Below are 24,905 nucleotides of genomic sequence, written 5' to 3'. Positions count from 1 at the left end.
GGCGGTGCCTCTATCAGTTACTGGACCATGCCCTTGTTAATGGAGATCGACAATGTTCAAACTCAGACCCCACTACGCAGTGTTGCTTCTGGTCGCCGGCGGCCTCGCTGCCTGCGGCGAGTCTTCGAGACTGCAAGTCTCGGATGGAACAGGCCCCTCGCCCAAGCTGCCGGAGCCCAACAAGACGCTGATCCCGACCGTCAACATCGCCCCTGCCGTAGGCTGGGAAAAAGGCGCCAAGCCGGTCGCCGCGCCGGGCACACAAGTGGCTGCGTTCGCCGAAAACCTCGACCACCCGCGCTGGCTGTATGTGTTGCCCAACGGTGACGTGCTGGTCGCAGAAACCAATTCGCCCGCCAAACCGGATGACTCCAAAGGCATTCGCGGCTGGGTGATGGAAAAAGTCATGGGCCGCGCCGGTGCCGGTGTGCCCAGCGCCAACCGCATCACGTTGCTGCGCGACGTAGACAAGGACGGTGTGGCAGAGACGCGCACGGTTTTCCTGCAAAACCTCAATTCGCCGTTCGGCATGACCCTGGTGGGCAACAAGCTGTATGTCGCCGATACCGATCGCCTGATCAGCTTCCCATATGAATCAGGGCAGACCTCGATCAGCGCGCAGGCGACCAAGGTGGTCGACCTGCCGGGCGGCACGCTCAATCACCACTGGACCAAGAATGTCATCGCCAACAAGGATGGCAGCAAGCTGTACGTGACCGTGGGCTCCAACAGCAACGTGGCCGAAAACGGCATGGACGAGGAAGAGGGTCGTGCGGCGATCTGGGAAGTGGACGCGGCCACCGGCAACCACCGGATCTTCGCGTCGGGCCTGCGCAACCCCAACGGCATGGATTGGGAGCCGAAGACCGGCAAACTGTGGACGGCGGTCAACGAGCGCGACGAGATCGGCAGCGATCTGGTGCCTGACTACGTCACCTCGGTGCAGGACGGCGCATTCTACGGCTGGCCTTACAGCTACTACGGCCAGCATGTCGACGAGCGCGTCAAGCCGCAGAACCCGGCCCTGGTCGCCAAGGCGATTGCCCCGGATTACGCAGTCGGTCCGCACACCGCTTCGCTGGGCCTGGTGTTCGCCGACGGCAAGACACTGGCTGCACCGTTCAACGAAGGCCTGTTCATTGGCCAGCACGGCTCATGGAACCGCAAACCGCACAGCGGCTATAAGGTGGTGTTCATTCCATTCAGTGGCGGCAAACCCAACGGCACACCGGTCGATGTGTTGACCGGCTTCCTCAACAAGGATGAAAAAGCCATGGGCCGTCCGGTTGGCGTGGTCAATGACCAGCGCGGCGGTTTGCTGGTGGCGGACGATGTCGGCAACAAGATCTGGCGCGTGACATCAGCCAAGGCTGCTCAGTAACGCCGAGCGGTGATCCCTGTGGGAGCGAGCTTGCTCGCGAAGAGGCCGACACAGCTGAGGCGATCCCCAGCGTGGACACGCCTTTCTGGACGCTCTGCGTCCGATCCTGAGGCTGGAGCTGGGGGGAGCCGCTGATCAGCGTCCTGCCTAGGGCCGATTCTGCGCCAGACTGGACGGCTGAATCACGCGCTTGGCGTTGAGGTAGGCTCTCTGCCAGTAAGGCTTGTCGAGACTGTCGAGCTTCACCGTGCCGCCGGTGGCCGGCGCATGCACGAAGCGGCCTTCGCCCACGTAAATCCCCGCATGCGACACCTGCGAACCACCTGACGTGGCAAAGAACACCAGATCACCTGACTGCAGTTGCTCGCGGCGAATATTCGGTGCGCCCATCACGATCATCTCGCGCGTGGAACGTGGCAGGGAAATGCCAGCCGCGTCACGATAGACGTAACCTATAAGACCGCTGCAATCGAAACCGGAGTCAGGCGTGTTGCCGCCCCAGCGATAAGGCGTGCCAACCAGCCCCAACGCACGAAACAGCACGTCTTCGGCAGCTGGAGAAAGAATCTGGGGAGGAGCAGTGACCACCGGACGCTGAACGATCCGGGGCGCTTTGGGCGGGGGCGGCGCGCTGGCGCAGGCACCGAGCAACGCAGCAACAGAAATGACTAACAGGCGCAACGCAATCGACATAACCACAACAACCTATCCGGATGCGGCTTACGCTGCCGAGAAGCTCAAAAACGCAGAAAGACCCGAAGGTCTTGTACTGCGCGTTCTATTTATTTACGCCGCTTGGGCGCGGTCTTGACTGTAGTCGAAGTCATCGCCGTTGTCTGCGTTACTTCAGGTGTCGATTTTACTGCAACAGTACCCGGGGCCATCGCCAGGGGCCGCTTGGCCTCGATGAAGGTCTTGCTCCAGTAGGCGTCATCGAGGCTGTCGATGCGCACACCGCCGCTGCGGCGACTGCTGGAGTGGATGAACTGCCGATTACCGGCGTAGATCGCTGCGTGGCTGACCTGACCGCGACCGCGAGTACTGAAGAACAGCACATCGCCCGGCTGAAGCTTGTTGCGCGCCACCAGAGGTGCGTTGACGTTGATCATTTCACGCGTGGAACGTGGCAGGCTCATGCCGGCCTCTTCGCGAAACAGATAACCGATGAAGCCGCTGCAATCGAAACCCGAAGAAGTCGACGTGCCGCCGAACTTGTAGCGTGTGCCGATCAGCGACTTGCCACGCTCCAGGATGCTGTCGGCCAGGGCCGGCAGTTGGTAAGACTTGTTATCAGCGAACTGGGCCAGTTCGTCTTCGGTAGCGAGCTCGTCCTGCAGGACTGCCGCGTCGGCGCGACGGGCTGCGGACTGGGCGTTGGCATTGATTGCGCTCTGATAGCGTGGAACTGGCTGGGCCTGTTCCTGCTGTGCGACCGGCATATTGGCCGAGCAACCGAAGAGAAATGTAACGAGTGCGAGAGGCACGAGGGGTGCGAAGCGAACAACTTGCATGGGCACAACCGTGGCTGACTAGTTAAGATGGCGAGACTATGCCTTTTATGAAGGTGATTTGCAAATTCAATCGAACTAGATGTGACTTATGAGTTCGGCCATGACATGTGCCGCACGGTACGGCAAAAAGACGTCCATCTGCGCGCTGTGATCCGTCGGCTGCGGATTGATTTCTGCGGTAAAACCCCCGGAAACCCTGGTGCGAATGACCGGTTCGTGAATGTAGGGGAAGCTTGCGGTGGTGCCGATACTCAGCACTGCGTCATAGCCTTTAGCCAGCTGTTCATACAGTGTTTCCAGGGCTTTTTCGGGAAGCATTTCCTGAAAAAGAACGACGGACGGTCGCAAAATGCCACTACATGCCGGGCATAAGGGGGGCAAAGGGCGCTGCAAGTGCTCGCTCAATTGCGAATCCTCAGCACCGCAGGATTGGCAAAACAGTGGCGAGAGTTGCCCGTGAATTTCGATCAGGCGCTCCGGCGGACTGCCCGCCGCACGGTGATAACCGTCGACGTTCTGGGTCAGCACCCAGCACTCGGGTTTGATGCGTTGCAACTGGGCGATGGCGTAATGCGCGATATTCGGTTCGCCACCCAGACACGCCCTGCCCAGTTCAGCGATGTACTTCCAGCACAGCTCGGGGTCACGGCGCAGCATGGGCCCGGACAGGGCCATTTCGATAGGCAGGCCATCATCGGTCTTGCCATTGTAAAGCCCGCCCACACCACGGTAGGTCGGCAACCCCGAATCGGCAGACAAACCCGCCCCGGTGATCACCAGAATCCGTTGTGCATGGCGCAAGGCAGCCGCCGTCTGCATCAACAGCGCCTGATCTACCACCCGAGGGTCTCTTTAAGGAAGGGAATGGTCAGCTTGCGCTTTTCCTGGAGTGACGCCTGATCGAGGCGCTCGAGCAATTCGAACAACGCGCTCATGCTGCGTGTACCACGCGTCAGGATGAAATGCCCGACATCGTCGGTCAGGTGCAGACCACGCCGAGAGGCACGCAGTTGCAAGGCGCGCAGCTTGTCCTCGTCGGACAGCCCGCGCATCTGGAACACCAATGCCATGGTCAGGCGCGATTTCAGGTCGGGAAGCTTTACCGGCAATTCGCGGGGCGATTTGGACGCGGCAATCAGCAGACGACGCCCGCTGTCACGCAGACGATTGAACAGATGAAACAGCGCTTCTTCCCAGTCGGGCTTGCCGACGATCGCCTGCAGATCGTCCAGACACACCAGCTCGTACTGCTCCAGATGATCGAACAGCTCGATGCCTTCATCTATGACTTCGGCCAGCGGCAGATACACCGCAGGCTCGCCCAACTGCTCGAAACGCAGGCAGGCAGCCTGCAGCAGGTGCGTGCGCCCTACTCCGTCCTTACCCCACAGATAGATGAGGCTTTCGGTCCAGCCAGCGTCGGCTTCGCACAGCCGCTCGACATAGCCGAGTGCAGCGGCGTTGGCGCCTGGATAGTAATTGACGAAAGTGGCGTCATCACGCAGACGCACACTCAGGGGCAGCTGAATCGGTTTCATGCTGACTAACGGCTCATGCAAACCGTCAAGGGCCTCTGTGTAAAGAGCGCAAAGTTTATACCCGTGACGCTGGTCGCACAATGCGACAGACCTCAAGCAAAATCAAAGGTTTGCGTCAGGGAGAGTAAAGCGCCGTCCAGGCGCTGTACGAAAAGTCGGCGGGCGAAGGTCAGGCAAGGCAAAAACAGGCGAGGAACGGCCGGGGTCGCGCTCGACTCTACGTGTTGTAAATGAGCATTCCGATTGGACTCGCATCCGAGCCTGTTTTTAACGAAGCATCACCGAGCGCAGCCACTTTTCGTACAGAGCCCAGGACAGGGCGTTTGCAGGGAGCATGCACTCAAGGCATGAGCCTCTTCACCGGGCGACGAAGAGGCTTGCATCGATCTTACAGCTCCGGATCTTCCGCGCCTGCGTAGATTTCCGAGTCCTTGTACAGATCATGCATGTGGCGCACCAGCACCATGATCACCGCCGCCACCGGCAGGGCCAGCAGAATGCCGGTGAAGCCGAACAGCTCGCCACCCGCCAGAATCGCGAAGATGACGGCGACCGGGTGCAGGCCGATGCGATCACCGACCAGCAACGGCGTCAGCACCATCCCCTCGAGGGCCTGACCGATCATGAACACCGCCACAATCCCCATCATCGGGTACAGGTCACCGCCAAACTGGAACAGCCCGGCCACCAGCGCCGAACCGATACCGATCACGAATCCCATATAAGGCACGATGGCCGCCAGACCGGCAATCACGCCGATCAGCAGGCCCAGCTCCAGCCCGACCAGCATCAGACCGGCCGCATAGATCACGCCAAGGCCGACCATCACCAGCAACTGACCGCGTATGAACGCGCCCAGCACTTCGTGGCACTCGCCCGCCAGCTTGACGATTTGCCCTTCACGCTGACGCGGCAGCAGGCCACGGATCTTGCCGGTCATGATGTCCCAGTCACGCAGCAGGTAGAAACACACCACGGGGATCAGCACCAGATTGGTCAGCCAGCCGATCAGCGCCAGGCTGGACGCCGTAGCCTGGGACAGCACGATAGAGACGATGTCCCCGGCCTGGCCCATATGCTCGGAGATGGCCGCCTTGATCTTGTCGAACTTCCAGAACCCGTCTGCCAGCCCGAACTTGGCCTGGACCCACGGCAACGCCGAGTGTTGCAGCCAGTCAAGAATCTGCGGCGCCAGCTCGTAAAGACGGAACAACTGCTTGGCGAGCATCGGCACCAGAACCAGCAGCAACGCCATCAGCACCAGCGTGAACAACCCGAACACGACCACAACGCTCAGGGTTCTGGACAGTCCGGCGCGCTCCAGACGGTCCACCAGCGGATCACCCATGTAGGCCAGCAGTAACGCCACCAGAAAAGGAGTGAGGATCGTGTGCAACAGCACCACGAATGCAACCAGCAAGGCCAGGCCGCCGATCCAGAACCAACGCCGCGTATCAGTCATCAACATCCCTCAAGCCAGTGGAAAAGCGTTCTTGCCGGGTTACCAGCGGAAATAGAGCTGTGGTGCAGGTGCCGGAACAGCAGCAGCTCCATTGGCTGGCGCAACCGGCGCAGTCGCATCGACAGGCGCAGCAGGCGACGTTGCGGTAGCGGCTGCTTCGGCTGCGGGCACTTCCTGCAATTTGGCCAGCGACAACTGCGAGCGTAGCTGATCGGTGCTGCCACTGACCTCAAACACCACTTTATCGCCCTCGACAGAACTCAGACGCACGCCGAACGGTTCGAGTAACTGAAGCAGTTGCGCATAGCGCTCGAGTGTCATGCCTTGGACCTGGATCAGCATGCCGGTCGACGCACCGGGCTTGGCGACGAAGCGCGGAGCCAGACGCTCGCTGACCGACAGCAGCACCGCATCGGCCAAGGCCTCGGACGTGGCACCGGTTGCGGTGCCCTGTTCGCGCTGATCACCCAGCCACAAGCGCCATTTGCCCTGCCACTGACCGCCATCTTCCCGGGCGTGCACGGCCAGTATCGCGTCAGCGCCATAGCGCTCGGAGGCTTCCTTGAGCGGCGCAGGGTCAGTGCCCTCCAGGGTTTTCGCATTACCGATACCCTGCTCGCTCAAATCAGCCAGCGGCAGACGCAGCGGCAGTCCGCGGTGCTGAGCGGCCTGGCGCAAGGGTTCGGCAGCGGCCTGACCGTCGCCGACCAGATTCGAGCCTTCCACCGAGTCATTCAGCCACCAGCCGAGAATCGACGGGCGATTGCTGCCCCAGATCGGCAACCCCGCATCGTGCAAGGCACGGTCGGTGGTGGCCGGATCGAAGTCGACCAGCAGGGTTTCCGGCGGGCCGGCCTCGTAGCCGTACTGGCTGATGATCTGCTGCGGGTCCTTGCGCAGTGCGGCGATGGCCGAGCCCTGCACGGCCTTGGCGTCGCCGGTCAGGCGCAGCACCAGGGTTTCGACGGCGGCCTGCGTGGCCCGCGTGCGCTCATCGGGCGACTGGCCATTGACCGGCTCGCGAACCTGATAAAGGTTGCTGACCGTTTCGGCAAGGCTGGGAAGGCTGATCAGGGACAGACAGCCGACTAGAAGAATTCTGGAAAAACGCATGGACAGTTCCCGAACGGAAAAAAGTAAAAAGAAGCGGTTTCAGCAGGTGTACCAGTCTGGGACAGACGTGAACCACCTATCATTCAGTTCGCGCATAAAGTACACCCTAAACGTCCAGGCTCGCACTGACAGGCCACCTGCTCGAGGTTAATTTGGTGCAACACCGCCCTGTTGTCGGCGCAAGGATGGCCCCTGATGAGCAAGCCTGATAAAATCGCGCGCCTTCGCAGACCGGCAATCGCTATGGCCCCAACATTACCACCGCATGACAGCGCGGTGCTGAACGGGCCCTAACGCAGCGGTCGATACCTCCGAATCCCCCCTAAAGGCCTGGATTTTCTATGAGCAAGCAACCCTCCCTGAGCTATAAAGACGCCGGTGTAGACATCGACGCCGGTGAAGCATTGGTCGAACGCATCAAGAGCGTCGCCAAGCGCACCAAGCGTCCGGAAGTCATGGGCGGCCTGGGAGGCTTCGGCGCCCTCTGCGAAATCCCGGCCGGCTACAAGCAACCGGTTCTGGTTTCCGGCACCGACGGCGTGGGCACCAAGCTGCGTCTGGCGCTGAACCTGAACAAGCACGACACCATCGGCATCGACCTGGTCGCCATGTGCGTCAATGACCTGGTGGTCTGCGGCGCAGAGCCACTGTTCTTCCTCGATTACTACGCCACCGGCAAGCTGAACGTCGACACCGCCGCTCAGGTCGTCACCGGCATCGGCGCCGGCTGCGAACTGGCCGGCTGCTCGCTGGTCGGCGGCGAAACCGCTGAAATGCCGGGCATGTACGAAGGCGAAGACTACGACCTGGCAGGCTTCTGCGTCGGCGTCGTGGAAAAGGCCGAGATCATCGACGGCTCGAAAGTCGCTGCCGGTGACGCCCTGCTCGCCCTGCCATCGTCCGGCCCGCACTCCAACGGCTACTCGCTGATCCGCAAGATCATCGAAGTGGCAGGCGCCGATATCGAAACCATCCAGCTGGACGGCAAGCCACTGACCGAACTGCTGATGGCGCCGACCCGCATCTACGTGAAGCCGCTGCTCAAGCTGATCAAGGAAACCGGCGCAGTCAAGGCCATGGCCCACATCACCGGCGGCGGCCTGCTCGACAACATTCCACGCGTACTGCCGGAAGGCGCTCAGGCCGTGGTCGACGTCGCCAGCTGGCAGCGTCCGGCCGTGTTCGACTGGCTGCAGCAGCAAGGCAACGTTGCGGAAAACGAGATGCACCGTGTGCTGAACTGCGGCGTGGGCATGGTGATCTGCGTCGCTCAGGAGCACGTCGAAGCAGCACTGAAGGTGCTGCGTGAAGCTGGCGAGCAGCCTTGGGTGATCGGCCAGATCGCCACCGCTGCCGAAGGCGCAGCACAGGTCGAGCTGAAAAACCTCAAGGCGCATTGATGCCAGCCATCTGCGAAGTCGTGGTGCTGTTGTCCGGCACCGGCGGCAACCTGCAAGCGATGATCGACAGCTTCAAGGACGGGGCCAGCCCCGTCCGCATCCGCGCGGTGATTTCCAACCGCGCAGATGCATTCGGCCTGCAACGTGCAAGGGACGCAGGCATCGAAACCTGCGTACTGGATCACACCGCATACGAGGGCCGTGAAGCCTTCGATGCAGCGCTGATCGAACGGATCGACGCCTTCCAGCCACAGTTGGTCGTATTGGCCGGGTTCATGCGCATTCTCAGCGCAGGATTCGTTCGCCACTACCATGGCCGCCTGCTGAATATTCACCCTTCCCTGCTGCCGCGTTACAAAGGCTTGCACACGCACAAGCGTGCGCTGGAGGCCGGCGACACCGAGCATGGTTGCAGCGTGCATTTCGTTACCGAGGAACTCGATGGCGGCCCACTGGTCGTACAGGCTGTTATTTCGGTACAGTTGCACGACACGCCCGCAACGCTCGCGCAACGGGTCCATGTTCAAGAGCACCGTATTTACCCACTGGCCATTCGCTGGTTTGCCGAAGGCCGACTGAGCCTTGGTGAACAAGGTGCGTTACTCGATAGCCAGTTACTCCCGGCCAGCGGCCATCTGATTCGATATTAGGAGATACTATGCGTCGCGCTCTGCTCTTCGCTTTCGCTCTGCTCGCCTTGCCTGCCGTACAGGCCGCAGACCTTCAACCCTTCTCCGCCAGCTACACCGCCGACTGGAAACAGCTGCCCATGAGTGGCACGGCCGAACGCAGCCTGGAAGCCGGCGCCAATGGCACCTGGACCCTGAGCTTCAAGGCCTCGATGATGATCGCCAGCCTGACTGAAGTCAGCACCCTGAAGGTCGACAAGGACACCCTGCTGCCGCAGACCTACAACTTCGAGCGCAGTGGCCTGGGTAAATCCAAGAAGGTCGATCTGGCGTTCGACTGGAACACCAAGTTCGTCACCGGCACCGACCGTGGCGATGCGATCAAGCTGCCGCTCAACCGTGGCATCCTCGACAAGTCCACCTATCAGCTGGCGTTGCAACACGACATCGCTGAGGGCAAGAAGAGCATGAGCTATCAGGTTGTCGACGGTGATGAAGTAGACACCTACGACTTCCGCGTGCTGGGTTCGGAAAAAGTCACCACCAAGACCGGCCAGGTCGATGCGATCAAGGTCGAGCGCGTGCGTGACCCGACGCAAAGCAAGCGCACCACTGTGCTGTGGTTCGCCAAGGACTGGGATTACCTGCTGGTCCGCCTGCAACAGGTCGAAACCGACGGCAAGGAATACAACATCGTCTTGCTGGACGGCACCGTCAACGGCAAGGCCGTCAAAGGCAGCTGATTGCCCTGACAGCACGCACCACAGAGCCCCGCTTTTTAGCGGGGCTTTTTATTGGCTGAAGGCATGCGACGCAGAGCGCCGCACGATAGTCGCGCCTGCACCGCCCCCTTCGTGAGCAAGCTCACTCCCACGCCCTTCGGGCAGAAGCGCAGAGCATCGGGCACGATAGTTGAGGTGATCGTTCCTCACGCTCCAGCGCGGGAATGCAGTTCTCGACGCTCTGCGTCGCCAAGAGGACGCGGAGCGCCGCACGATAGTCGGGCCTGCACCTGCCCTTCGTGAGCAAGCTCACTCCCACGCCCTTCGGGCAGAAGCGCGGAGCATCGGCACGATGTTGCGATGATCGTTCCTCACGCTCCAGCGTGGGAATGCAGTTCTCGACGCTCTGCGTCGTCAAGAGGACGCGGAGCGTCTGGAAAGGCATGCGACGCAGAGCGCGGCACGATAGTCGCGCCTGCACCTGCCCTTCGTGAGCAAGCTCACTCCCACGGCCTACGGGCAGAAGCGCGGAGCATCGGCACGATGTTGCGATGATCGTTCCTCACGCTCCAGCGTGGGAATGCAGTTCTCGACGCTCTGCGTCGTCAAGAGGACGCGGAGCGTCTGGAACGGCGTTTACGCGAGCGTTCGGACAGGCTAGAAGCACATGAAACATCCTTCATTTTGCCACCACTGCGCTGTAAGCCGCGTCATGCAAGGGCTGCAGAGGATCGATCAGTTTATGACCACCGGGGAACCTGAACAGGCTATTTACTTAGGCAGCTAACAAATCCTATAAAAGAGTCCTGCGACACATCGCCGCAGTATCCAGAGGCCTAACCATTCAGGCCATCAAAGTCAGGAGCTTACTACTATGACTGTCAGAGTTACTGAACGCGACGACGCCCACCTCTCTCACGAAGCCGTTGCCGACGGCATCCAGATCTGGGACGTGCACCAACAGGACCAACTGGTAGGCATGTTCCACGTTGAGTCCGATGCCCTTCGCTATAAGGAAGAGCTGGAAGCGCTGGAAAGCCAGGGCAACCACTGAACAAATCCAAGAACAGTAAAAGACAAAACCCGCTGAATGCGGGTTTTGTCTTGACACCTCAATGACAGCGCTGTGGGCTTACCACATCAGATCGTCAGGCACCTGATACGCCGCATACGGGTCGTCTGCATCCGGCGCTTCGGTCGGGGTGTTGAGCAGCACGATACGACGCGGGTCACGCTCCTGGATCTTCAGCGCAGCCTCCCGCGGAATGATCTCGTAACCGCCGCCGTGGTGAACGATGGCCAGTGAACCGCTGCTGAGCTTGTTGCGCACCATGGCGTTGACCGGGATGCGTTTTACCTTTTTGTCGTCAACGAAGTTGTAGTAATCCTCGGTGATCAGCTTGGGCAGGCGCGACACTTCGATCAGTTGCTTGACCTGAGCGGCGCGGGCCTTCTGCTCGACCTTCTCCTGCTGCTGACGGTTCAGCTCCTGATCACGCTTGGCCTTCTCGGCCATGGCCTCCTGGGCCGCACGCTTTTGCGAGTCATCGGCCTGCGCCTGACCCTTGTGCACCAGACGCTGCTCTTTCTGCTTTTCTTTGCCGACCTGCTTGGCCTGCTTTTGGTTGACCAGACCTGCCTTGAGCAACTGATCGCGAAGGGAAAGGCTCATTGTCTACTCACTTATACCGTTACCGCACACTCAGCCGCAGCCGGGTGTGCTCTTTTCCTGACGTTTGGCTTCGCCCCACAACGCATCCATTTCTTCGAGCGAGCACGCTTCGATAGGACGCTGCAGGTGGCGCAAAGCCTGTTCAATGAATCGGAAGCGTCTGTCGAACTTGCTATTGGCCGAGCGTAGCGCAGTTTCCGGGTCGACCTTGAGGTGTCGGGCCAGGTTGACGACGCTGAACAGCAGGTCGCCGACTTCCTCGGCAATGCCCTCGGCGTCATTGTCGACCATGGCCTCGAGAATTTCATCGAGTTCTTCACGCACCTTGTCGACCACCGGCAATGCCGCAGGCCAGTCGAAACCCACCTGCGCCGCACGCTTCTGCAGTTTGGCTGCCCGACTCAACGCGGGCAAGGCCCGGGGCACGTCGTCGAGCAGCGACAACTGCTCGGGCACACCGGCCTTCTCGGCACGCTCCTCGGCCTTGATTTCGTCCCAACGAAGATTGACCTGCTCGTCGGTCAGGCGTGGCGTTTCTGCCGGCGCGTACAGCTCGCCAGTCGGAAACACGTGCGGATGGCGACGCAGCAACTTGCGGGTAATACCGTCGATGACGTCGTCGAACTCAAACCGGCCTTCCTCTTTGGCCAACTGCGCATAGAAGACCACCTGAAACAGCAGGTCACCCAACTCACCCTTCAGATGGTCAAGGTCGCCCTGTTCGATGGCGTCGGCCACTTCATAGGCTTCTTCCAGCGTGTGCGGCACGATGCTGGCGTACGTCTGCTTCAGGTCCCACGGGCAGCCGAACTGCGGATCACGCAGCCGGGCCATGAGGTTCAGCAGGTCTTGAACTGTATGCATGGGGCTCCCTGTGAGCGCAGGCGACGCTTATGGCGTCCTGTTCCTGCGCGTTTCAATGATGTTCGGCAACTGGGAAATACGCCCCAGCAACCGCCCCAGCGCGTCCAGACCTGGAATCTCGATGGTCAGGGACATAAGCGCAGTGTTGTCTTCCTTGTTCGAACGGGTGTTGACCGCCAGCACGTTGATCCGCTCGTTGAGCAGCACCTGGGTGACATCCCGCAGCAAGCCGGAACGGTCGTAGGCGCGAATGATGATGTCCACCGGATAGGTGAGCACCGGCACCGGTCCCCAGCTGACCTGAATGATCCGCTCGGGCTCGCGACCGCCCAGTTGCAGCACCGAAGCGCAATCCTGACGGTGGATGCTGACGCCACGACCCTGGGTGATATAACCGACGATGGCATCGCCCGGCAGCGGCTGGCAGCAGCCGGCCATCTGCGTCATCAGGTTGCCAACGCCCTGAATCTGAATATCCCCCCGCTTGCCGGGCTTGTAGCCGGTGGCCTTGCGCGGGATCAGTTCCAGCTGTTCATTGACGCGATCAGGCTCGACCTGCTGCTGGGCCAGATTGACCAGTTGCGCCAGACGCAGGTCGCCTGCGCCCAAGGCCGCGAACATGTCGTCGGCGGTCTTGTGATTGGCTTTTTCCGCCAGCTTGTCGAAATCGACCTGAGGCAACGCCAGGCGCGCCAGTTCGCGTTCGATCAGGGTTCTGCCGGCGGCGACGTTCTGATCGCGGGCCTGCAACTTGAACCAGTGAACGATCTTGGCCCGCGCGCGCGAGGTGGTGATGTACCCCAGGTTCGAGTTCAGCCAGTCGCGGCTTGGCGTACCGTGCTTGCTGGTGATGATCTCGACCTGCTCGCCGGTCTGCAGGCTGTAGTTGAGCGGGACGATGCGGCCATTGATCTTTGCACCCCGGCAGTTATGGCCGATTTCGGTGTGCACCCGATAGGCGAAGTCCAGTGGTGTCGCGCCCTTGGGCAGGTCGATGGCGTGGCCGTCAGGGGTGAAGACGTAGACGCGGTCAGGCTCGATATCGACTCGCAGTTGGTCTGCCAGGCCGCCAATGTCGCCCAGCTCTTCATGCCATTCGAGCACCTGACGCAGCCAGGAAATCTTCTCTTCGTAATGATTGGAGCCGGATTTGACGTCGGTGCCTTTATAGCGCCAGTGCGCACAAACGCCCAACTCGGCCTCTTCATGCATGGCGTGGGTGCGGATCTGCACTTCCAGCACCTTGCCTTCCGGCCCGATCACGGCGGTGTGCAGCGAGCGATAGCCGTTTTCCTTGGGGTTGGCGATGTAATCGTCGAACTCTTTGGGAATATGCCGCCACAACGTGTGCACGATACCCAGCGCGGTGTAGCAATCGCGCATTTCCGGGACCAGCACACGCAGCGCACGGACGTCATAGATCTGGCTGAACGCCAGGCCCTTGCGCTGCATTTTGCGCCAGATGGAGTAGATATGCTTGGCACGGCCACTGATGTCAGCGGTCACGCCAGTAGCCTGCAGCTCGTTGTCGAGCTGGGACATGACGTCGCTGATGAAGCGCTCGCGGTCCAGCCTGCGCTCATGCAACAGCTTGGCGATCTGCTTGTACTGATCGGGCTCCAGGTAGCGGAAGGACAGGTCTTCCAGCTCCCACTTGATATGTCCGATACCCAGGCGGTGGGCCAGCGGTGCATAGATGTCGAAGACTTCGCGGGCCACACGGTTGCGTTTTTCGTCGTCGGCGTTCTTCACCGCACGAATCGCGCAGGTACGTTCGGCCAGTTTGATCAGCGCAACACGAACGTCGTCGACCATCGCCACCAGCATCTTGCGCAGGTTTTCGACCTGCGCCTGACTGCCGAGTACCAGAGACTGACGAGGGCTGAGGCTGGCGCTGATCGCGGCCATGCGCAGCACGCCGTCGATGAGTTTGGCGACCGTTGCGCCAAAGCGCTGCTCGACGTCCGGCAGCGCAACGAGGCCTTCACGCACACCACGGTAAATGACCGCAGCGACCAGTGAGTCCTGATCCAGCTTGAGGTCAGCCAGAATCTCCGCGATCTCCAGACCGGTCTGGAAACTGGAGGTGCCCTCTGCCCAATGATTCTTGTGGGCCTTGTCGGTCTGCTCGGCTTCCCGGGCAAACTCACAGGCCTTTTTCATGACTTCCCGGTCCAGGACCAGGTCGACGCTGACAATATGATCGAGCCACGCGTCGAGATTGATACTGCCGTCTGTGTTTATCGGCTGGTTCGCTCTCACCTGTACCATGCTGCTTACCTTCCCTAAGGCGCGATGAAAAGCGCCATCAGTCGCCAGCCTTCTGAGCGAATGCCACTTGCCGGGCAAGCAAGGACCGGCATTCGCGGGCCAGTCGGATTAAATGAGATTCCCTGTCAGCAACGAACTCGTTCCAGTGAACGCCGCTCACTTACTCATTTCAAATAAAGCCATCGCCTCGACATGCGCCGTCTGAGGAAACATATCGAGGATTCCGGCACGTTTTAATCGGTAGCCCTGACTGATCAGTTCGACCGTGTCACGAGCCAAAGTTGCCGGATTACATGAAACATAAAGCAGTCGCCGGGCCCCCGTCTTTCTGATCTGGCGGACCACTTCAAAGGCCCCGTCACGCGGTGGGTCCAAGAGTACCGCAGAAAACCCTTCTGCCGCCCAGTCGGCATGTGTCAGCGGCTGGGAAAGATCCGCCTGAAAAAACTGCACATTGTGCAGATCATTACTCATTGCGTTGACGGCTGCACGCTCGACCATGGTCGCAACGCCTTCGACCGCCACCACTTCCCTGGCCAGACCCGCCAGCGGCAAGGCGAAATTGCCCAGACCACAGAACAGGTCCATGACACGTTCGTCTTTTGCAGGCGCCAGCCATTGCAGGGCCTGCTCGATCATCGCGGTGTTGACCGCCGCATTGACCTGAATGAAATCTCCCGGTCGCCAGGCCAGTTGCAGGTTCCACCGCTCCAGCCGGTAACCCAGCGTATCGCCGGGGCTGGCCGGTTGGGGCTCGCCCTCGCCGTGCAGCCACAGCTGCGCGCCGTGCTTGGAGCAAAACGCCTGCAACAGCGCCAGGTCGACCTCGGCAAGCGGCGCGGTGTGGCGCAACAACACGGCAGTCGCAACCCCACTGAACAACTCGACGTGACCCAGCGCCTGCGGTTTGCTGAAGTTTTTCAGCATGCCAGGCAACTCATTCATGATGGGTTGCAAGGCCTGTACCAGCACCGGACAGTGTTCGATGCTGACGATGTCCTGACTGGCGGCTGCGCGGAACCCCACGTCCAGCCTTTTGGCCTTGGCATCCCAGCGAACAGCGACCCGCGCGCGTCGGCGATAGGCCAGCTCGGCACCGCTCAAAGGTGCCGCCCATTCATCCGGCACAGCATTCGCCACGCGCAACAATTGCTCGGCGAGCATGCGCTGTTTCAGGGCAAGCTGTTCTTCGTGGGGCACATGCTGAACACTGCAGCCGCCACAGCGACCGAAATACTCACAGGCCGGAGCGCGACGCATGGTGCTGGCGGTGAAGACCCGCTCGGTGCGCGCCTCGACGACCTTGCCGCGCGCATTGAGCACGCGCGCTTCGACCTCTTCGCCGGCCAGACTGCCAGCGACAAACCAGGTTTTACCCTCGAGAAAAGCGATACCGCGACCGTCGTCGGACAGCCGCTCGATGGTCAACCGCTGCTTTTTACCGGCAGGAATCTGTACGGTTTTAACGCCGCCCGCAGGCTGAAAGCGCAAACCTCTTTCGTGCTTGGCCATCAGTTGGGCGAATCATAGACGCCGGTCGACAGGTAACGGTCGCCTCGGTCACAGATGATCGCCACAATCACGGCGTTTTCGACTTCCTGGGAAATACGCAACGCCCCGGCGACCGAGCCACCGGACGACACGCCACAGAAGATGCCTTCTTCGCGCGCCAGTCGGCGCATGGTGTCTTCGGCTTCGGTCTGGCCCATGTCGATGATGCGGTCGACACGGTCCGACTGATAGATTTTCGGCAGGTATTCATGCGGCCAGCGGCGAATACCGGGGATCGAAGCGCCCTCCATCGGTTGCAGACCGACGATCTGCACGTCCGGATTCTGCTCCTTGAGGTAGCGCGAGGTGCCCATGATGGTGCCGGTGGTGCCCATCGAGCTGACGAAATGGGTCACGGTACCGCCCGTCTGCCGCCAGATTTCCGGACCGGTGGACGTGTAATGCGCCTCGGGATTGTCGCCATTGGCGAACTGATCGAGCACTTTGCCGCGGCCTTCGGCCTGCATGCGCTCGGCCAGATCACGGGCGCCTTCCATGCCCTGGTCCTTGCTGACCGAAATCAGCTCGGCGCCATAGGCAGTCATGGCGGCCTTGCGTTCGGCACTGGAGTTGTCCGGCATGATCAGAATCATCCGGTAGCCCTTGATCGCCGCGGCCATGGCCAGCGCGATTCCGGTATTGCCGGAGGTCGCTTCGATCAGCGTGTCGCCTGGATGGATCTGGCCGCGCAACTCGGCGCGGGTGATCATCGACAAGGCCGGGCGGTCTTTTACCGAGCCAGCGGGGTTGTTACCTTCGAGTTTCAACAGGAGGGTATTGCTGGTGTTGCCCGCCATGCGTTGCAGACGCACCAGCGGGGTGTTGCCGACGCAATCGGCAATGGTTTGATACTGCAGGGTCATGGCGTCTTCGCAATCCAGACTGCGGGGGGTGCCTATCATAACGGCAAACGGCCAAAGCCCATATCACGCAAAGTGCGCTGTTTATTCCCAAAAAGAATAAGCGCTGATTTTTCCACTGCCGCCCTGCTCAGCACAGAGAGTTAGGTGCCCATGCCGACGGTAAATGGCTAAACTCATCCCCTTGTGCCGATACAGCAAGGCAGCCGATGCCTGATATCGACGGACTGATACGTGTTGCCGGAGGAAGAGCGTGCTGACCAAGCTGGGTATAAAAGGCCGTGTGCTGCTACTGACTATTCTGCCTGCCAGCCTGATGGCGGCGATGCTCGGTGGTTATTTCACCTGGATGCAGTTGAGCGAACTGCAAAGCCAGTTGCTGCAACGCGGCGAAATGATTGCCCAGGACCTTGCGCCGCTTGCCGCCAATGCACTGGGGCGCAAGGACAAAGTGCTGCTCAGTCGCATTGCCACCCAGACGCTGGAGCAGACCGACGTGCGCGCCGTGTCGTTTCTCGACACCGATCGCACGGAGTTGGCCCACGCCGGGCCGACCATGATCAGTCCGTCGCCGATTGGCAGCGGCTCGCAATTGCTCAGCTCGACCGGCACCGACGCCACGCGCTACCTGCTGCCGGTCTTCGGCAGTCAACGGCATCTGACCAGTCCGATCATTCCTGCCGAAGCCGACACCCTGCTGGGCTGGGTCGAGCTTGAAATCTCCCATAACGGCACGCTGCTGCGCGGTTACCGAAGCCTGTTTGCCAGCCTGCTGCTGATCCTCACCGGGCTGGCGTTTACCGCGACCCTCGCGGTACGTATGAGCCGCACCATCAACGGGCCGATGAGCCAGATCAAGCAGGCCGTGTCGCAACTCAAGGACGGCAATCTGGAAACCCGCCTGCCACCGCTGGGCAGCCGGGAGCTGGATGAGCTGGCGTCGGGCATCAACCGCATGGCGGCAACGCTGCAGAACGCACAGGAAGAACTGCAACTGAGCATCGATCAGGCAACCGAGGATGTCCGGCAGAATCTGGAGACCATCGAAATCCAGAACATCGAACTCGACCTGGCACGCAAGGAAGCGCTTGAAGCAAGCCGGATCAAGTCCGAATTCCTGGCCAACATGAGCCATGAAATCCGCACGCCGCTCAATGGCATTCTGGGCTTCACCCATTTATTGCAGAAAAGCGAGCTGACCCCGCGCCAGTTCGACTACCTGGGCACCATCGAGAAGTCCGCCGACAACCTGCTGAGCATCATCAACGAGATTCTCGACTTCTCGAAAATCGAGGCCGGCAAGCTGGTGCTCGATAACATCCCGTTCAACCTGCGCGACCTGTTGCAGGACACCTTGACCATCCTCGCCCCGGCGGCGCACGCCAAACAGCTGGAGCTGGTCAGTCTGGTGTACCGCGATACGCCACTGGCGCTGTCCGGCGACCCGCTGCGTCTGCGGCAGATTCTGACCAACCTGGTCAGCAACGCGATCAAGTTCACCCGCGAAGGCACGATCGTCGCGCGCGCCATGCTCGAGGATGAAACCGAAGAGCACGCGCAACTGCGCATCAGCGTGCAGGACACCGGGATCGGCCTGTCCAGCCAGGATGTGCGGGCACTGTTCCAGGCCTTCAGCCAGGCCGACAACTCGCTCTCGCGCCAACCGGGCGGTACCGGACTGGGTCTGGTGATCTCCAAACGCCTGATCGAACAGATGGGCGGCGAAATCGGTGTCGACAGCACACCGGGCGAAGGTTCGGAATTCTGGATCAGCCTGAAACTGCCCAAGGCCCGCGAAGACAAGGAAGAATCACTCAATATTCCGCTCGGAGGCCTGCGCGCCGCAGTGCTTGAACATCATGACCTGGCGCGCCAGGCGCTGGAGCATCAGCTGGAAGACTGCGGCCTGCAGACCATCGTGTTCAATAATCTGGAAAACCTGCTCAACGGCGTGACCGCAGCGCACGAGACGCCAGCGGCCATCGATCTGGCGGTACTTGGCGTGACGGCGCTGGAAATCTCTCCGGAACGGCTGCGCCAGCACATCTGGGACCTGGAGAACCTCAACTGCAAGGTCATGGTGCTGTGCCCGACCACCGAGCACGCGCTGTTCCAGCTGGCGGTCCACGATGTCTACACGCAACTGCAGGCCAAGCCCGCCTGCACCCGCAAACTGCAAAAAGCCCTGTCCGAGCTGATCGCGCCGCGAGCGGTGCGTGCCGACATCGGCCCGCCATTGTCGAGCCGCGCGCCGCGAGTGCTGTGCGTGGATGACAACCCGGCCAACCTGCTGCTGGTACAGACCCTGCTCGAAGACATGGGCGCTGAAGTGGTCGCTGTCGAGGGTGGTTACGCAGCGGTCAACGCCGTACAGCAAGAAGCGTTCGACCTGGTGTTGATGGACGTGCAAATGCCCGGCATGGACGGTCGTCAGGCCACCGAGGCGATCCGCACCTGGGAGGCCGAACGCAACCAGAGCTCACTGCCGATCGTAGCCCTCACCGCCCATGCGATGGCCAACGAAAAACGCTCACTGCTGCAAAGCGGTATGGACGACTACCTGACCAAGCCGATCAGCGAACGGCAACTGGCGCAGGTGGTGCTCAAGTGGACAGGGCTGGCGCTGCGCAATCCTGCGCCGGAACGCCAGAATGAAGCGCCCGAGGTCCACGTAGGGCCGCTGGTGCTGGATCATGAGGAGGGGTTGCGCCTGGCCGCGGGCAAGGCGGATCTCGCCGCCGACATGCTGGCCATGCTGCTGGCTTCACTGGACGCCGACCGCGAAGCCATTCGTGTGGCGCGCGCCAGTCAGGATGTACACGCCTTGATCGAGCGCATCCACCGTCTGCACGGCGCAACACGTTATTGCGGCGTTCCCCAGCTGCGCAGTGCCTGCCAGCGCGCCGAAACCCTGCTCAAGCAAAATGCGCCGCACACCGAAGCGGCTCTGGACGATCTGGACAAGGCCATCATTCGCCTGGAAGCCGAGGCCCGGGTCATGGCGTGAGCGCGCGACGGGACGCCTGTCGTGCCTGACACTCCAGCATGGACAGAGCATGTTAGGATGCGCGCAATTTTGGAGGACCCATGGTCGAACACGATTTTCGCTACAGCATGCTCAACCCCCAGCACACGCTGACCGAATGCCGCACGCTGGCACCCGGTCGCTACCAGGTCACCGGCAACGGCGGCTCGATTCACGATAACGACCAGTTATTAGTGACCATCAAAGGCAGCAAAAGCCTGCACATGCGCCTTACCGTCGAAAAAGTCCGGCACCTGATCAACCCGCCCGGCCAGTGGATTGCGGTGGCCAAAGGCCCGGTATTCGACGAGTTGGCGATTCATCAGTGGAAAGTGAATTGCGACAGCTGCGCCGCCGAACTGAACTTCGAGTTCATGGTAGAGAGCAAACTGGGCGTCAAGGCGCAGAAACCGGCCGCTACCGCGCGCATCGCGGAGCTGGGCTGGAAAACCGAGGGCGAGAAGCATTTCTGCAAGAAGTGCCAGGAGAAAGCGGCATGAAACAGTTTGCGCTCCTGAGCCTGATCGGCGGCGCGCTGCTGGCCGGTTGTACCGCTGACACGCTGCCGATCCAGCAGGATCACAGTTATGTAACGGAGTGGATAGGCGAACGCCCGCTGATCGATAACAGTCGCTTGACCATGACGCTGGGTGCCGATGGCCGTGCGTATGGCAATGCGGGGTGCAACCACTGGTTTGCGCCCTATACGCTGAACGATCACAGCATCAGTTTCGGTCCGGTGGGCAAGACGCGCAAGATGTGCGCGCCGGCGTTGATGGAGCAGGAACAGCGCTTTATCAAGGCGATCAGCAGTGTGCAGCGCTGGGATATCTCGCCCATCGAGCAGTTGCGTCTGTGGCCAACGCAGGGCAAGCCATTGCGTTTCTGGCTGGAAGACAGCTGATGTAACTATCGTGCCGAAGCTCCGCGTAACTTGCGACGCGTAGCGTCCAGAACTGCATTCCCACGCTGGAGCGNCTCCGCGTCGCATGCCGTTCTGGACGCTCCGCGTCCTCTTTCGACGCAGAGCGCCCAGAACCGATCTGATCACCCCTCACCGCGCAACGTCTTTAGCTTCTGGATCACGGTGGCGGCTGACTGCTCGCCGAGCAGTTGTTCGCGCATCTTGCCCTTGTCGTCGATGATGTAGGTCACCGGCAATGCCTCGGAGGGCGGCAGGCTGTATTGCTCGGCCGGGTCCTGGGCGAGCACGGTGAATTTGATGCCCAGTGCATTGGCAGCGCTTTTCAGCTCGTCGCCCTGCAGGTTGTCGAAGTTGACCCCCAGCACGGTGACCTTCTTGTCCTTGAGCTGCTCGGACAATGCATTGAACTCCGGAACCTCGGTACGGCAAGGGCCACACCATTCGGCCCAGTAGTTGACCACCAGCCAGTGCCCTTTGATGCGTTCGCTGGCGACCTTCTGGCCATTCTGATCTGTGCCCAGGTCCACGCCACATCCGCTGAGCAGCAAACTGCCGAAAAGTATTACCGCTGCTGTTAATCGCCTTACCATTTGCCTGTTTCCTCGCCCCGTTCAACCTGCAATTACTTATACCCAAGCCACGACTATTGACCATCTGATATGTCGGACAGTGCCATCGCTGGTTAGAATACGCCACCCCACACAAGATGCGACGTGCAAATGACCGATCTGACGCTGTATCACAACCCGCGCTGCAGCAAGTCCCGCGGCGCGCTGGAACTGCTTCAGGCCCGCGGCCTGACGCCGGACATCGTCCTGTACCTGGAAACCCCGCCCGACGCCGACCGTGTGCGCGACCTGCTCGGCAAGCTGGGCATCGGTGCCCGGCAACTGCTGCGTACCGGCGAGGACGATTACAAGCAGCTCAATCTGGCCGACCCGAGCCTGAGCGACGAGCAACTGATCGCCGCCATGGCCGCTCACCCCAAACTGATCGAACGACCGATTCTGGTCGCTGGCGACAAGGCTGTCATTGGCCGCCCACCCGAGAACATTCTGGAGCTGCTGCCGTGAGCACACCCTACATTCTGGTCCTTTATTACAGCCGCAACGGCTCCACCAGCGAAATGGCCCGGCAGGTTGCCCGCGGCATCGAACTGGGCGGCATGGAAGCACGGCTGCGCACCGTACCTGCCGTTTCCGCCGACTGCGAAGCGACCGCCCCCGAGATTCCGGAAAGCGGTGCGCTGTACGCGACCCTCGACGACCTGAAAAACTGCTCCGGCCTGGCGCTGGGCAGCCCGACACGCTTCGGCAACATGGCCGCGCCGCTGAAATACTTCCTCGACGGCACCAGCAACCTGTGGCTGACCGGCGCACTGGTCGGCAAACCCGCTGGCGTCTTTACCTCCACCGCCAGCCTGCACGGTGGTCAGGAAACCACGTTGATGTCGATGCTGCTGCCGCTGCTGCACCACGGCATGCTGATCATGGGCCTGCCCTACAGCGAATCGGCGCTGCTGGAAACCACCGGGGGTGGCACGCCCTACGGTCCCAGCCATCACGCCGGTGCCGATGGCAAGCGCGCGCTGGACCGTCATGAAACCGACCTGTGCCGCGCGCTGGGCCAGCGTCTGGCCAAGACCGCAGTGCAACTGGACGCGCCGCGCAGCTGAATCGGCAGAGCGCCGGATGCTTTCAGTTAAATCGTAAACTTGCAGGGCAAGGGTCGGTCTGAACCCTTGTCCTGCCTGTTGAATTTCTTTGGAGAACCGATGCACGACTACAAATGGCTGAACGAGTATTGCCTGAATCGATTCGGCTCCGCCAAAGCTCTGGAAGCTCATCTGCCCTCCCCCAAAACACCCAAACAACTGCAAGCCATCAGCGCCGACCGCTATCTGTCGACCATGGCCCTGCGGGTTTTCCGCGCAGGCCTGAAACACAGCCTGGTGGACGCCAAGTGGCCAGCGTTCGAAGAAGTGTTCTTTCGCTTCGACCCGGAGAAAGTCGTGCTGATGGGCGCCGATCACCTGGAACGGCTGATGCAGGACGCGCGCATCATTCGTCATCTGGGCAAGCTCAAGAGCGTGCCGCGCAATGCACAACTGATTCTGGACATCGAGCAGGAGCATGGCAGTTTCGGCAAGTTCATCGCTGAGTGGCCAGTCGATAACATCACAGGCCTGTGGCAGTACATCGCCAAACACGGTAACCAGATGGGCGGCCTGTCAGCGCCGCGCTTTCTGCGCATGATCGGCAAGGACACCTTCATTCCGACCTGGGATGTGGTTGCCGCCCTGAACGCGCAGGATATCGTCGACCGTGTACCAAGCAGCAAACGCGATCAGGCGATCGTGCAGGACGTCTTCAACCAGTGGCACGCAGAAAGCGGTCGGCCGATGTGCCAGCTGTCAGCCATGCTGGCGTTCACCGTCAACCACTGAGTGCCGTCAGAGATTGACCACATTGACGAACCGCGACGCAGCGGTTTCGTCGATGCGCAGGTTGCCGAAATCGAACAGGTTGCGGTCGGCCAACTGCGAGGGCTGCACGTTCTGCAGGGCGCGGAAGATGCTCTCCGTCCGGCCTGGCGTCTTGCGCTCCCAGTCCTGCAGCATCTCCTTGACCACCTGACGCTGCAGGTTCTCCTGCGAGCCGCACAGGTTGCACGGGATGATCGGAAACTGTTTGAAATCCGAATAGGCCTGAATGTCCTTTTCATGGCAGTACGCCAACGGACGAATCACCACGTTGCGGCCGTCATCGGCCCGCAGCTTGGGCGGCATGGCCTTCAATGAGCCATTGAAGAACATGTTGAGAAAGAATGTCTCGACGATGTCGTCGCGGTGGTGCCCGAGCGCCATCTTGGTGGCACCGATCTCGTCCGCGAACGTGTAAAGCGTGCCGCGACGCAGCCGTGAACACAGCGAGCAGGTGGTCTTGCCTTCGGGGATCAATTCCTTGACCACTGAATACGTGTCTTTCTCGACGATGTGGTACTCGATACCCAGTTCTTTCAGGTAGGCAGGCAGCACGTGCTCAGGGAAACCGGGCTGCTTCTGGTCCATGTTGACCGCCACGATGTCGAACTTGATCGGCGCGACCTTCTGCAAGTGCATCAGCACATCGAGCATGGTGTAACTGTCCTTGCCGCCGGACAGGCAGACCATGACCTTGTCACCCTCTTCGATCATATTGAAGTCGGCAACCGCTTCGCCGGCCAGCCGACGCAGACGTTTCTGCAGTTTGTTCTGATTGACTGAAAGGGTGCCCATGTATGGAAATATCCGCTGACGGTAGCTTGAGAAAAGCCGAACATTTTACCCGTAACCGACCATTGGTTAAATATGCTGCGCTCTTACTGTTCAGACAGGCGACCACACTGGATCAAAAATGACCACCGGGCGGCTGGCATGTTCAGAGCTTAGCCACATTGCGGCATACTTGGCGCACTGGAGAACCCCACAGCATGCCCGAACAACTCAATTCACGCGTCGAGACCTGTTACCAACAAGCCGAAGCCTTCTTCAAGCGCACCTTCAAACGCCCGGTGGTCAGTTTCCAGTTGCGCGGGCAGAAGGCCGGTGTCGCTCATCTGCATGAAAACCTGTTGCGCTTCAACCCGCAGCTCTACAAGGAAAACGCCGAAGACTTCCTGCGCCAGACCGTGCCCCACGAGGTCGCGCACCTGATTGCCCACCAGTTGTTCGGTAGCAGCATTCAGCCACACGGCGAAGAATGGCAATTGATCATGCGCGGCGTCTATGAGCTGCCGCCCAATCGCTGCCATACCTATGCGATCAAACGGCGCAGTGTGATCCGTTACATCTACCGCTGCCCGTGCCCCGACAGCGACTTTCCGTTCACCGCGCAGCGTCACGGTATGGTCCGCAAGGGACGACGCTACCTGTGCCGTCGCTGCCGCGAGCCTCTGGTGTTCAGCGGCGAGACGCGCACGGAATAATCCTCCGGCAAACTG

At 60.7% G+C, this 24,905-nt stretch carries 25 protein-coding genes; 12 read left to right on the top strand and 13 right to left on the bottom strand.

The annotated features are described in order from the left end of the window. The first annotated feature begins 52 nt into the window (after window positions 1-52). A complete protein-coding gene (locus AO388_RS25690; RefSeq protein WP_058417410.1) occupies window positions 53-1,381 on the top strand; it encodes a PQQ-dependent sugar dehydrogenase in 1,329 nt (442 codons plus the stop codon). Between the two features lie 147 nt (window positions 1,382-1,528). Here the strand turns inward: AO388_RS25690 and AO388_RS25685 are convergent, their stop codons facing one another. From AO388_RS25685 to AO388_RS25660, 6 genes are all read right to left on the bottom strand, one after another. Beyond that, window positions 1,529-2,074: a C40 family peptidase gene (locus AO388_RS25685; RefSeq protein ID WP_003369637.1), complete on the bottom strand. Its 546-nt coding sequence runs from the start codon at window positions 2,072-2,074 to the stop codon at window positions 1,529-1,531. An 89-nt stretch (window positions 2,075-2,163) separates the two neighbouring features. Then, complete coding sequence (locus tag AO388_RS25680) at window positions 2,164-2,892, bottom strand: C40 family peptidase (protein ID WP_003369635.1); 729 nt, start codon at window positions 2,890-2,892, stop codon at window positions 2,164-2,166. Between the two features lie 75 nt (window positions 2,893-2,967). Continuing rightward, window positions 2,968-3,732 carry an NAD-dependent deacylase gene (locus AO388_RS25675; protein ID WP_003369633.1) on the bottom strand — a complete coding sequence of 255 codons (765 nt, stop codon included), beginning with the start codon at window positions 3,730-3,732 and terminating at the stop codon, window positions 2,968-2,970. Further along, on the bottom strand, window positions 3,726-4,430 hold the full coding sequence (gene hda / locus AO388_RS25670; protein ID WP_003369632.1) for a DnaA regulatory inactivator Hda: 705 nt from the start codon (window positions 4,428-4,430) through the stop codon (window positions 3,726-3,728). Before hda ends, AO388_RS25675 begins: the two co-directional genes overlap by 7 nt. A gap of 388 nt (window positions 4,431-4,818) precedes the next feature. Then, the gene (locus tag AO388_RS25665; protein WP_003434374.1) at window positions 4,819-5,892 is read right to left on the bottom strand and encodes an AI-2E family transporter; all 1,074 of its coding nucleotides are present in this window, start codon (window positions 5,890-5,892) and stop codon (window positions 4,819-4,821) included. 39 nt (window positions 5,893-5,931) lie between these two features. Then, on the bottom strand, window positions 5,932-7,005 hold the full coding sequence (locus AO388_RS25660) for a DUF2066 domain-containing protein (protein ID WP_058417408.1): 1,074 nt from the start codon (window positions 7,003-7,005) through the stop codon (window positions 5,932-5,934). Window positions 7,006-7,346: 341 nt separating this feature from the next. Here AO388_RS25660 and purM point away from each other — a divergent pair, with 341 nt between their 5' ends. From purM to AO388_RS25640, 4 genes are all read left to right on the top strand, one after another. Then, complete coding sequence (purM, locus tag AO388_RS25655) at window positions 7,347-8,405, top strand: phosphoribosylformylglycinamidine cyclo-ligase (RefSeq protein ID WP_003369626.1); 1,059 nt, start codon at window positions 7,347-7,349, stop codon at window positions 8,403-8,405. Next, the gene (gene purN / locus AO388_RS25650; RefSeq protein WP_058417407.1) at window positions 8,405-9,055 is read left to right on the top strand and encodes a phosphoribosylglycinamide formyltransferase; all 651 of its coding nucleotides are present in this window, start codon (window positions 8,405-8,407) and stop codon (window positions 9,053-9,055) included. Before purM ends, purN begins: the two co-directional genes overlap by 1 nt. Before the next feature lie 8 nt (window positions 9,056-9,063). Then, window positions 9,064-9,777 (top strand): DUF3108 domain-containing protein, encoded by a 714-nt coding sequence (locus tag AO388_RS25645; RefSeq protein ID WP_003369623.1) that lies wholly within the window; start codon window positions 9,064-9,066, stop codon window positions 9,775-9,777. A gap of 853 nt (window positions 9,778-10,630) precedes the next feature. Next, window positions 10,631-10,810, top strand: a complete 180-nt coding sequence (locus AO388_RS25640) for a hypothetical protein (protein ID WP_002554613.1) — start codon at window positions 10,631-10,633, stop codon at window positions 10,808-10,810. Between the two features lie 78 nt (window positions 10,811-10,888). Here the strand turns inward: AO388_RS25640 and AO388_RS25635 are convergent, their stop codons facing one another. The 5 genes from AO388_RS25635 to cysM form a co-directional block, all read right to left on the bottom strand. Beyond that, complete coding sequence (locus tag AO388_RS25635; protein ID WP_003349677.1) at window positions 10,889-11,428, bottom strand: DUF2058 domain-containing protein; 540 nt, start codon at window positions 11,426-11,428, stop codon at window positions 10,889-10,891. 30 nt (window positions 11,429-11,458) lie between these two features. Further along, window positions 11,459-12,292 (bottom strand): nucleoside triphosphate pyrophosphohydrolase, encoded by an 834-nt coding sequence (gene mazG, locus AO388_RS25630; protein WP_003349676.1) that lies wholly within the window; start codon window positions 12,290-12,292, stop codon window positions 11,459-11,461. A 27-nt stretch (window positions 12,293-12,319) separates the two neighbouring features. Next, a complete protein-coding gene (relA, locus tag AO388_RS25625; RefSeq protein ID WP_003434372.1) occupies window positions 12,320-14,563 on the bottom strand; it encodes a GTP diphosphokinase in 2,244 nt (747 codons plus the stop codon). A 156-nt stretch (window positions 14,564-14,719) separates the two neighbouring features. Further along, window positions 14,720-16,075 (bottom strand): 23S rRNA (uracil(1939)-C(5))-methyltransferase RlmD, encoded by a 1,356-nt coding sequence (rlmD, locus tag AO388_RS25620; protein WP_058417406.1) that lies wholly within the window; start codon window positions 16,073-16,075, stop codon window positions 14,720-14,722. Beyond that, window positions 16,075-16,977 carry a cysteine synthase CysM gene (cysM, locus tag AO388_RS25615; RefSeq protein ID WP_003434369.1) on the bottom strand — a complete coding sequence of 301 codons (903 nt, stop codon included), beginning with the start codon at window positions 16,975-16,977 and terminating at the stop codon, window positions 16,075-16,077. The genes rlmD and cysM overlap by 1 nt, the downstream gene beginning before the upstream one ends. Window positions 16,978-17,227: 250 nt before the next feature. Here cysM and AO388_RS25610 point away from each other — a divergent pair, with 250 nt between their 5' ends. The 3 genes from AO388_RS25610 to AO388_RS25600 all read left to right on the top strand — a co-directional run bounded on the left by AO388_RS25610 (window position 17,228) and on the right by AO388_RS25600 (window position 20,903). Continuing rightward, on the top strand, window positions 17,228-19,981 hold the full coding sequence (locus tag AO388_RS25610; protein ID WP_003363246.1) for a response regulator: 2,754 nt from the start codon (window positions 17,228-17,230) through the stop codon (window positions 19,979-19,981). 80 nt (window positions 19,982-20,061) lie between these two features. Next, the gene (locus tag AO388_RS25605) at window positions 20,062-20,499 is read left to right on the top strand and encodes a hypothetical protein (RefSeq protein ID WP_024661367.1); all 438 of its coding nucleotides are present in this window, start codon (window positions 20,062-20,064) and stop codon (window positions 20,497-20,499) included. After that, window positions 20,496-20,903, top strand: coding sequence for an META domain-containing protein (locus tag AO388_RS25600; protein ID WP_003363249.1), 408 nt, complete (start codon window positions 20,496-20,498; stop codon window positions 20,901-20,903). The genes AO388_RS25605 and AO388_RS25600 overlap by 4 nt, the downstream gene beginning before the upstream one ends. 143 nt (window positions 20,904-21,046) lie before the next feature. On the opposite strand, the gene AO388_RS25595 is transcribed toward AO388_RS25600, so the two are convergent. After that, on the bottom strand, window positions 21,047-21,514 hold the full coding sequence (locus tag AO388_RS25595) for a TlpA disulfide reductase family protein (protein WP_058397146.1): 468 nt from the start codon (window positions 21,512-21,514) through the stop codon (window positions 21,047-21,049). A gap of 129 nt (window positions 21,515-21,643) precedes the next feature. On the opposite strand from AO388_RS25595, the gene arsC reads away from it, so the two are divergent. From arsC to AO388_RS25580, 3 genes are all read left to right on the top strand, one after another. Further along, window positions 21,644-21,997, top strand: a complete 354-nt coding sequence (arsC, locus tag AO388_RS25590; protein ID WP_003314592.1) for an arsenate reductase (glutaredoxin) — start codon at window positions 21,644-21,646, stop codon at window positions 21,995-21,997. Next, on the top strand, window positions 21,994-22,599 hold the full coding sequence (gene wrbA, locus AO388_RS25585; protein ID WP_003363251.1) for an NAD(P)H:quinone oxidoreductase: 606 nt from the start codon (window positions 21,994-21,996) through the stop codon (window positions 22,597-22,599). Before arsC ends, wrbA begins: the two co-directional genes overlap by 4 nt. Window positions 22,600-22,698: 99 nt before the next feature. Further along, window positions 22,699-23,370, top strand: coding sequence for a DNA-3-methyladenine glycosylase I (locus AO388_RS25580; RefSeq protein ID WP_003363252.1), 672 nt, complete (start codon window positions 22,699-22,701; stop codon window positions 23,368-23,370). 6 nt (window positions 23,371-23,376) lie between these two features. Here AO388_RS25580 and ttcA read toward each other — a convergent pair whose 3' ends face one another. Then, on the bottom strand, window positions 23,377-24,201 hold the full coding sequence (gene ttcA, locus AO388_RS25575) for a tRNA 2-thiocytidine(32) synthetase TtcA (RefSeq protein ID WP_058417405.1): 825 nt from the start codon (window positions 24,199-24,201) through the stop codon (window positions 23,377-23,379). Window positions 24,202-24,395: 194 nt separating this feature from the next. On the opposite strand from ttcA, the gene AO388_RS25570 reads away from it, so the two are divergent. Continuing rightward, the gene (locus AO388_RS25570; RefSeq protein ID WP_058417404.1) at window positions 24,396-24,890 is read left to right on the top strand and encodes a SprT family zinc-dependent metalloprotease; all 495 of its coding nucleotides are present in this window, start codon (window positions 24,396-24,398) and stop codon (window positions 24,888-24,890) included. Window positions 24,891-24,905 lie beyond the last annotated feature (15 nt).

This window comes from Pseudomonas sp. ICMP 10191 (assembly GCF_001467335.1).
Classification (GTDB): domain Bacteria; phylum Pseudomonadota; class Gammaproteobacteria; order Pseudomonadales; family Pseudomonadaceae; genus Aquipseudomonas; species Aquipseudomonas cerasi.
This window is presented reverse-complemented; position numbering and strand designations above follow the sequence as displayed.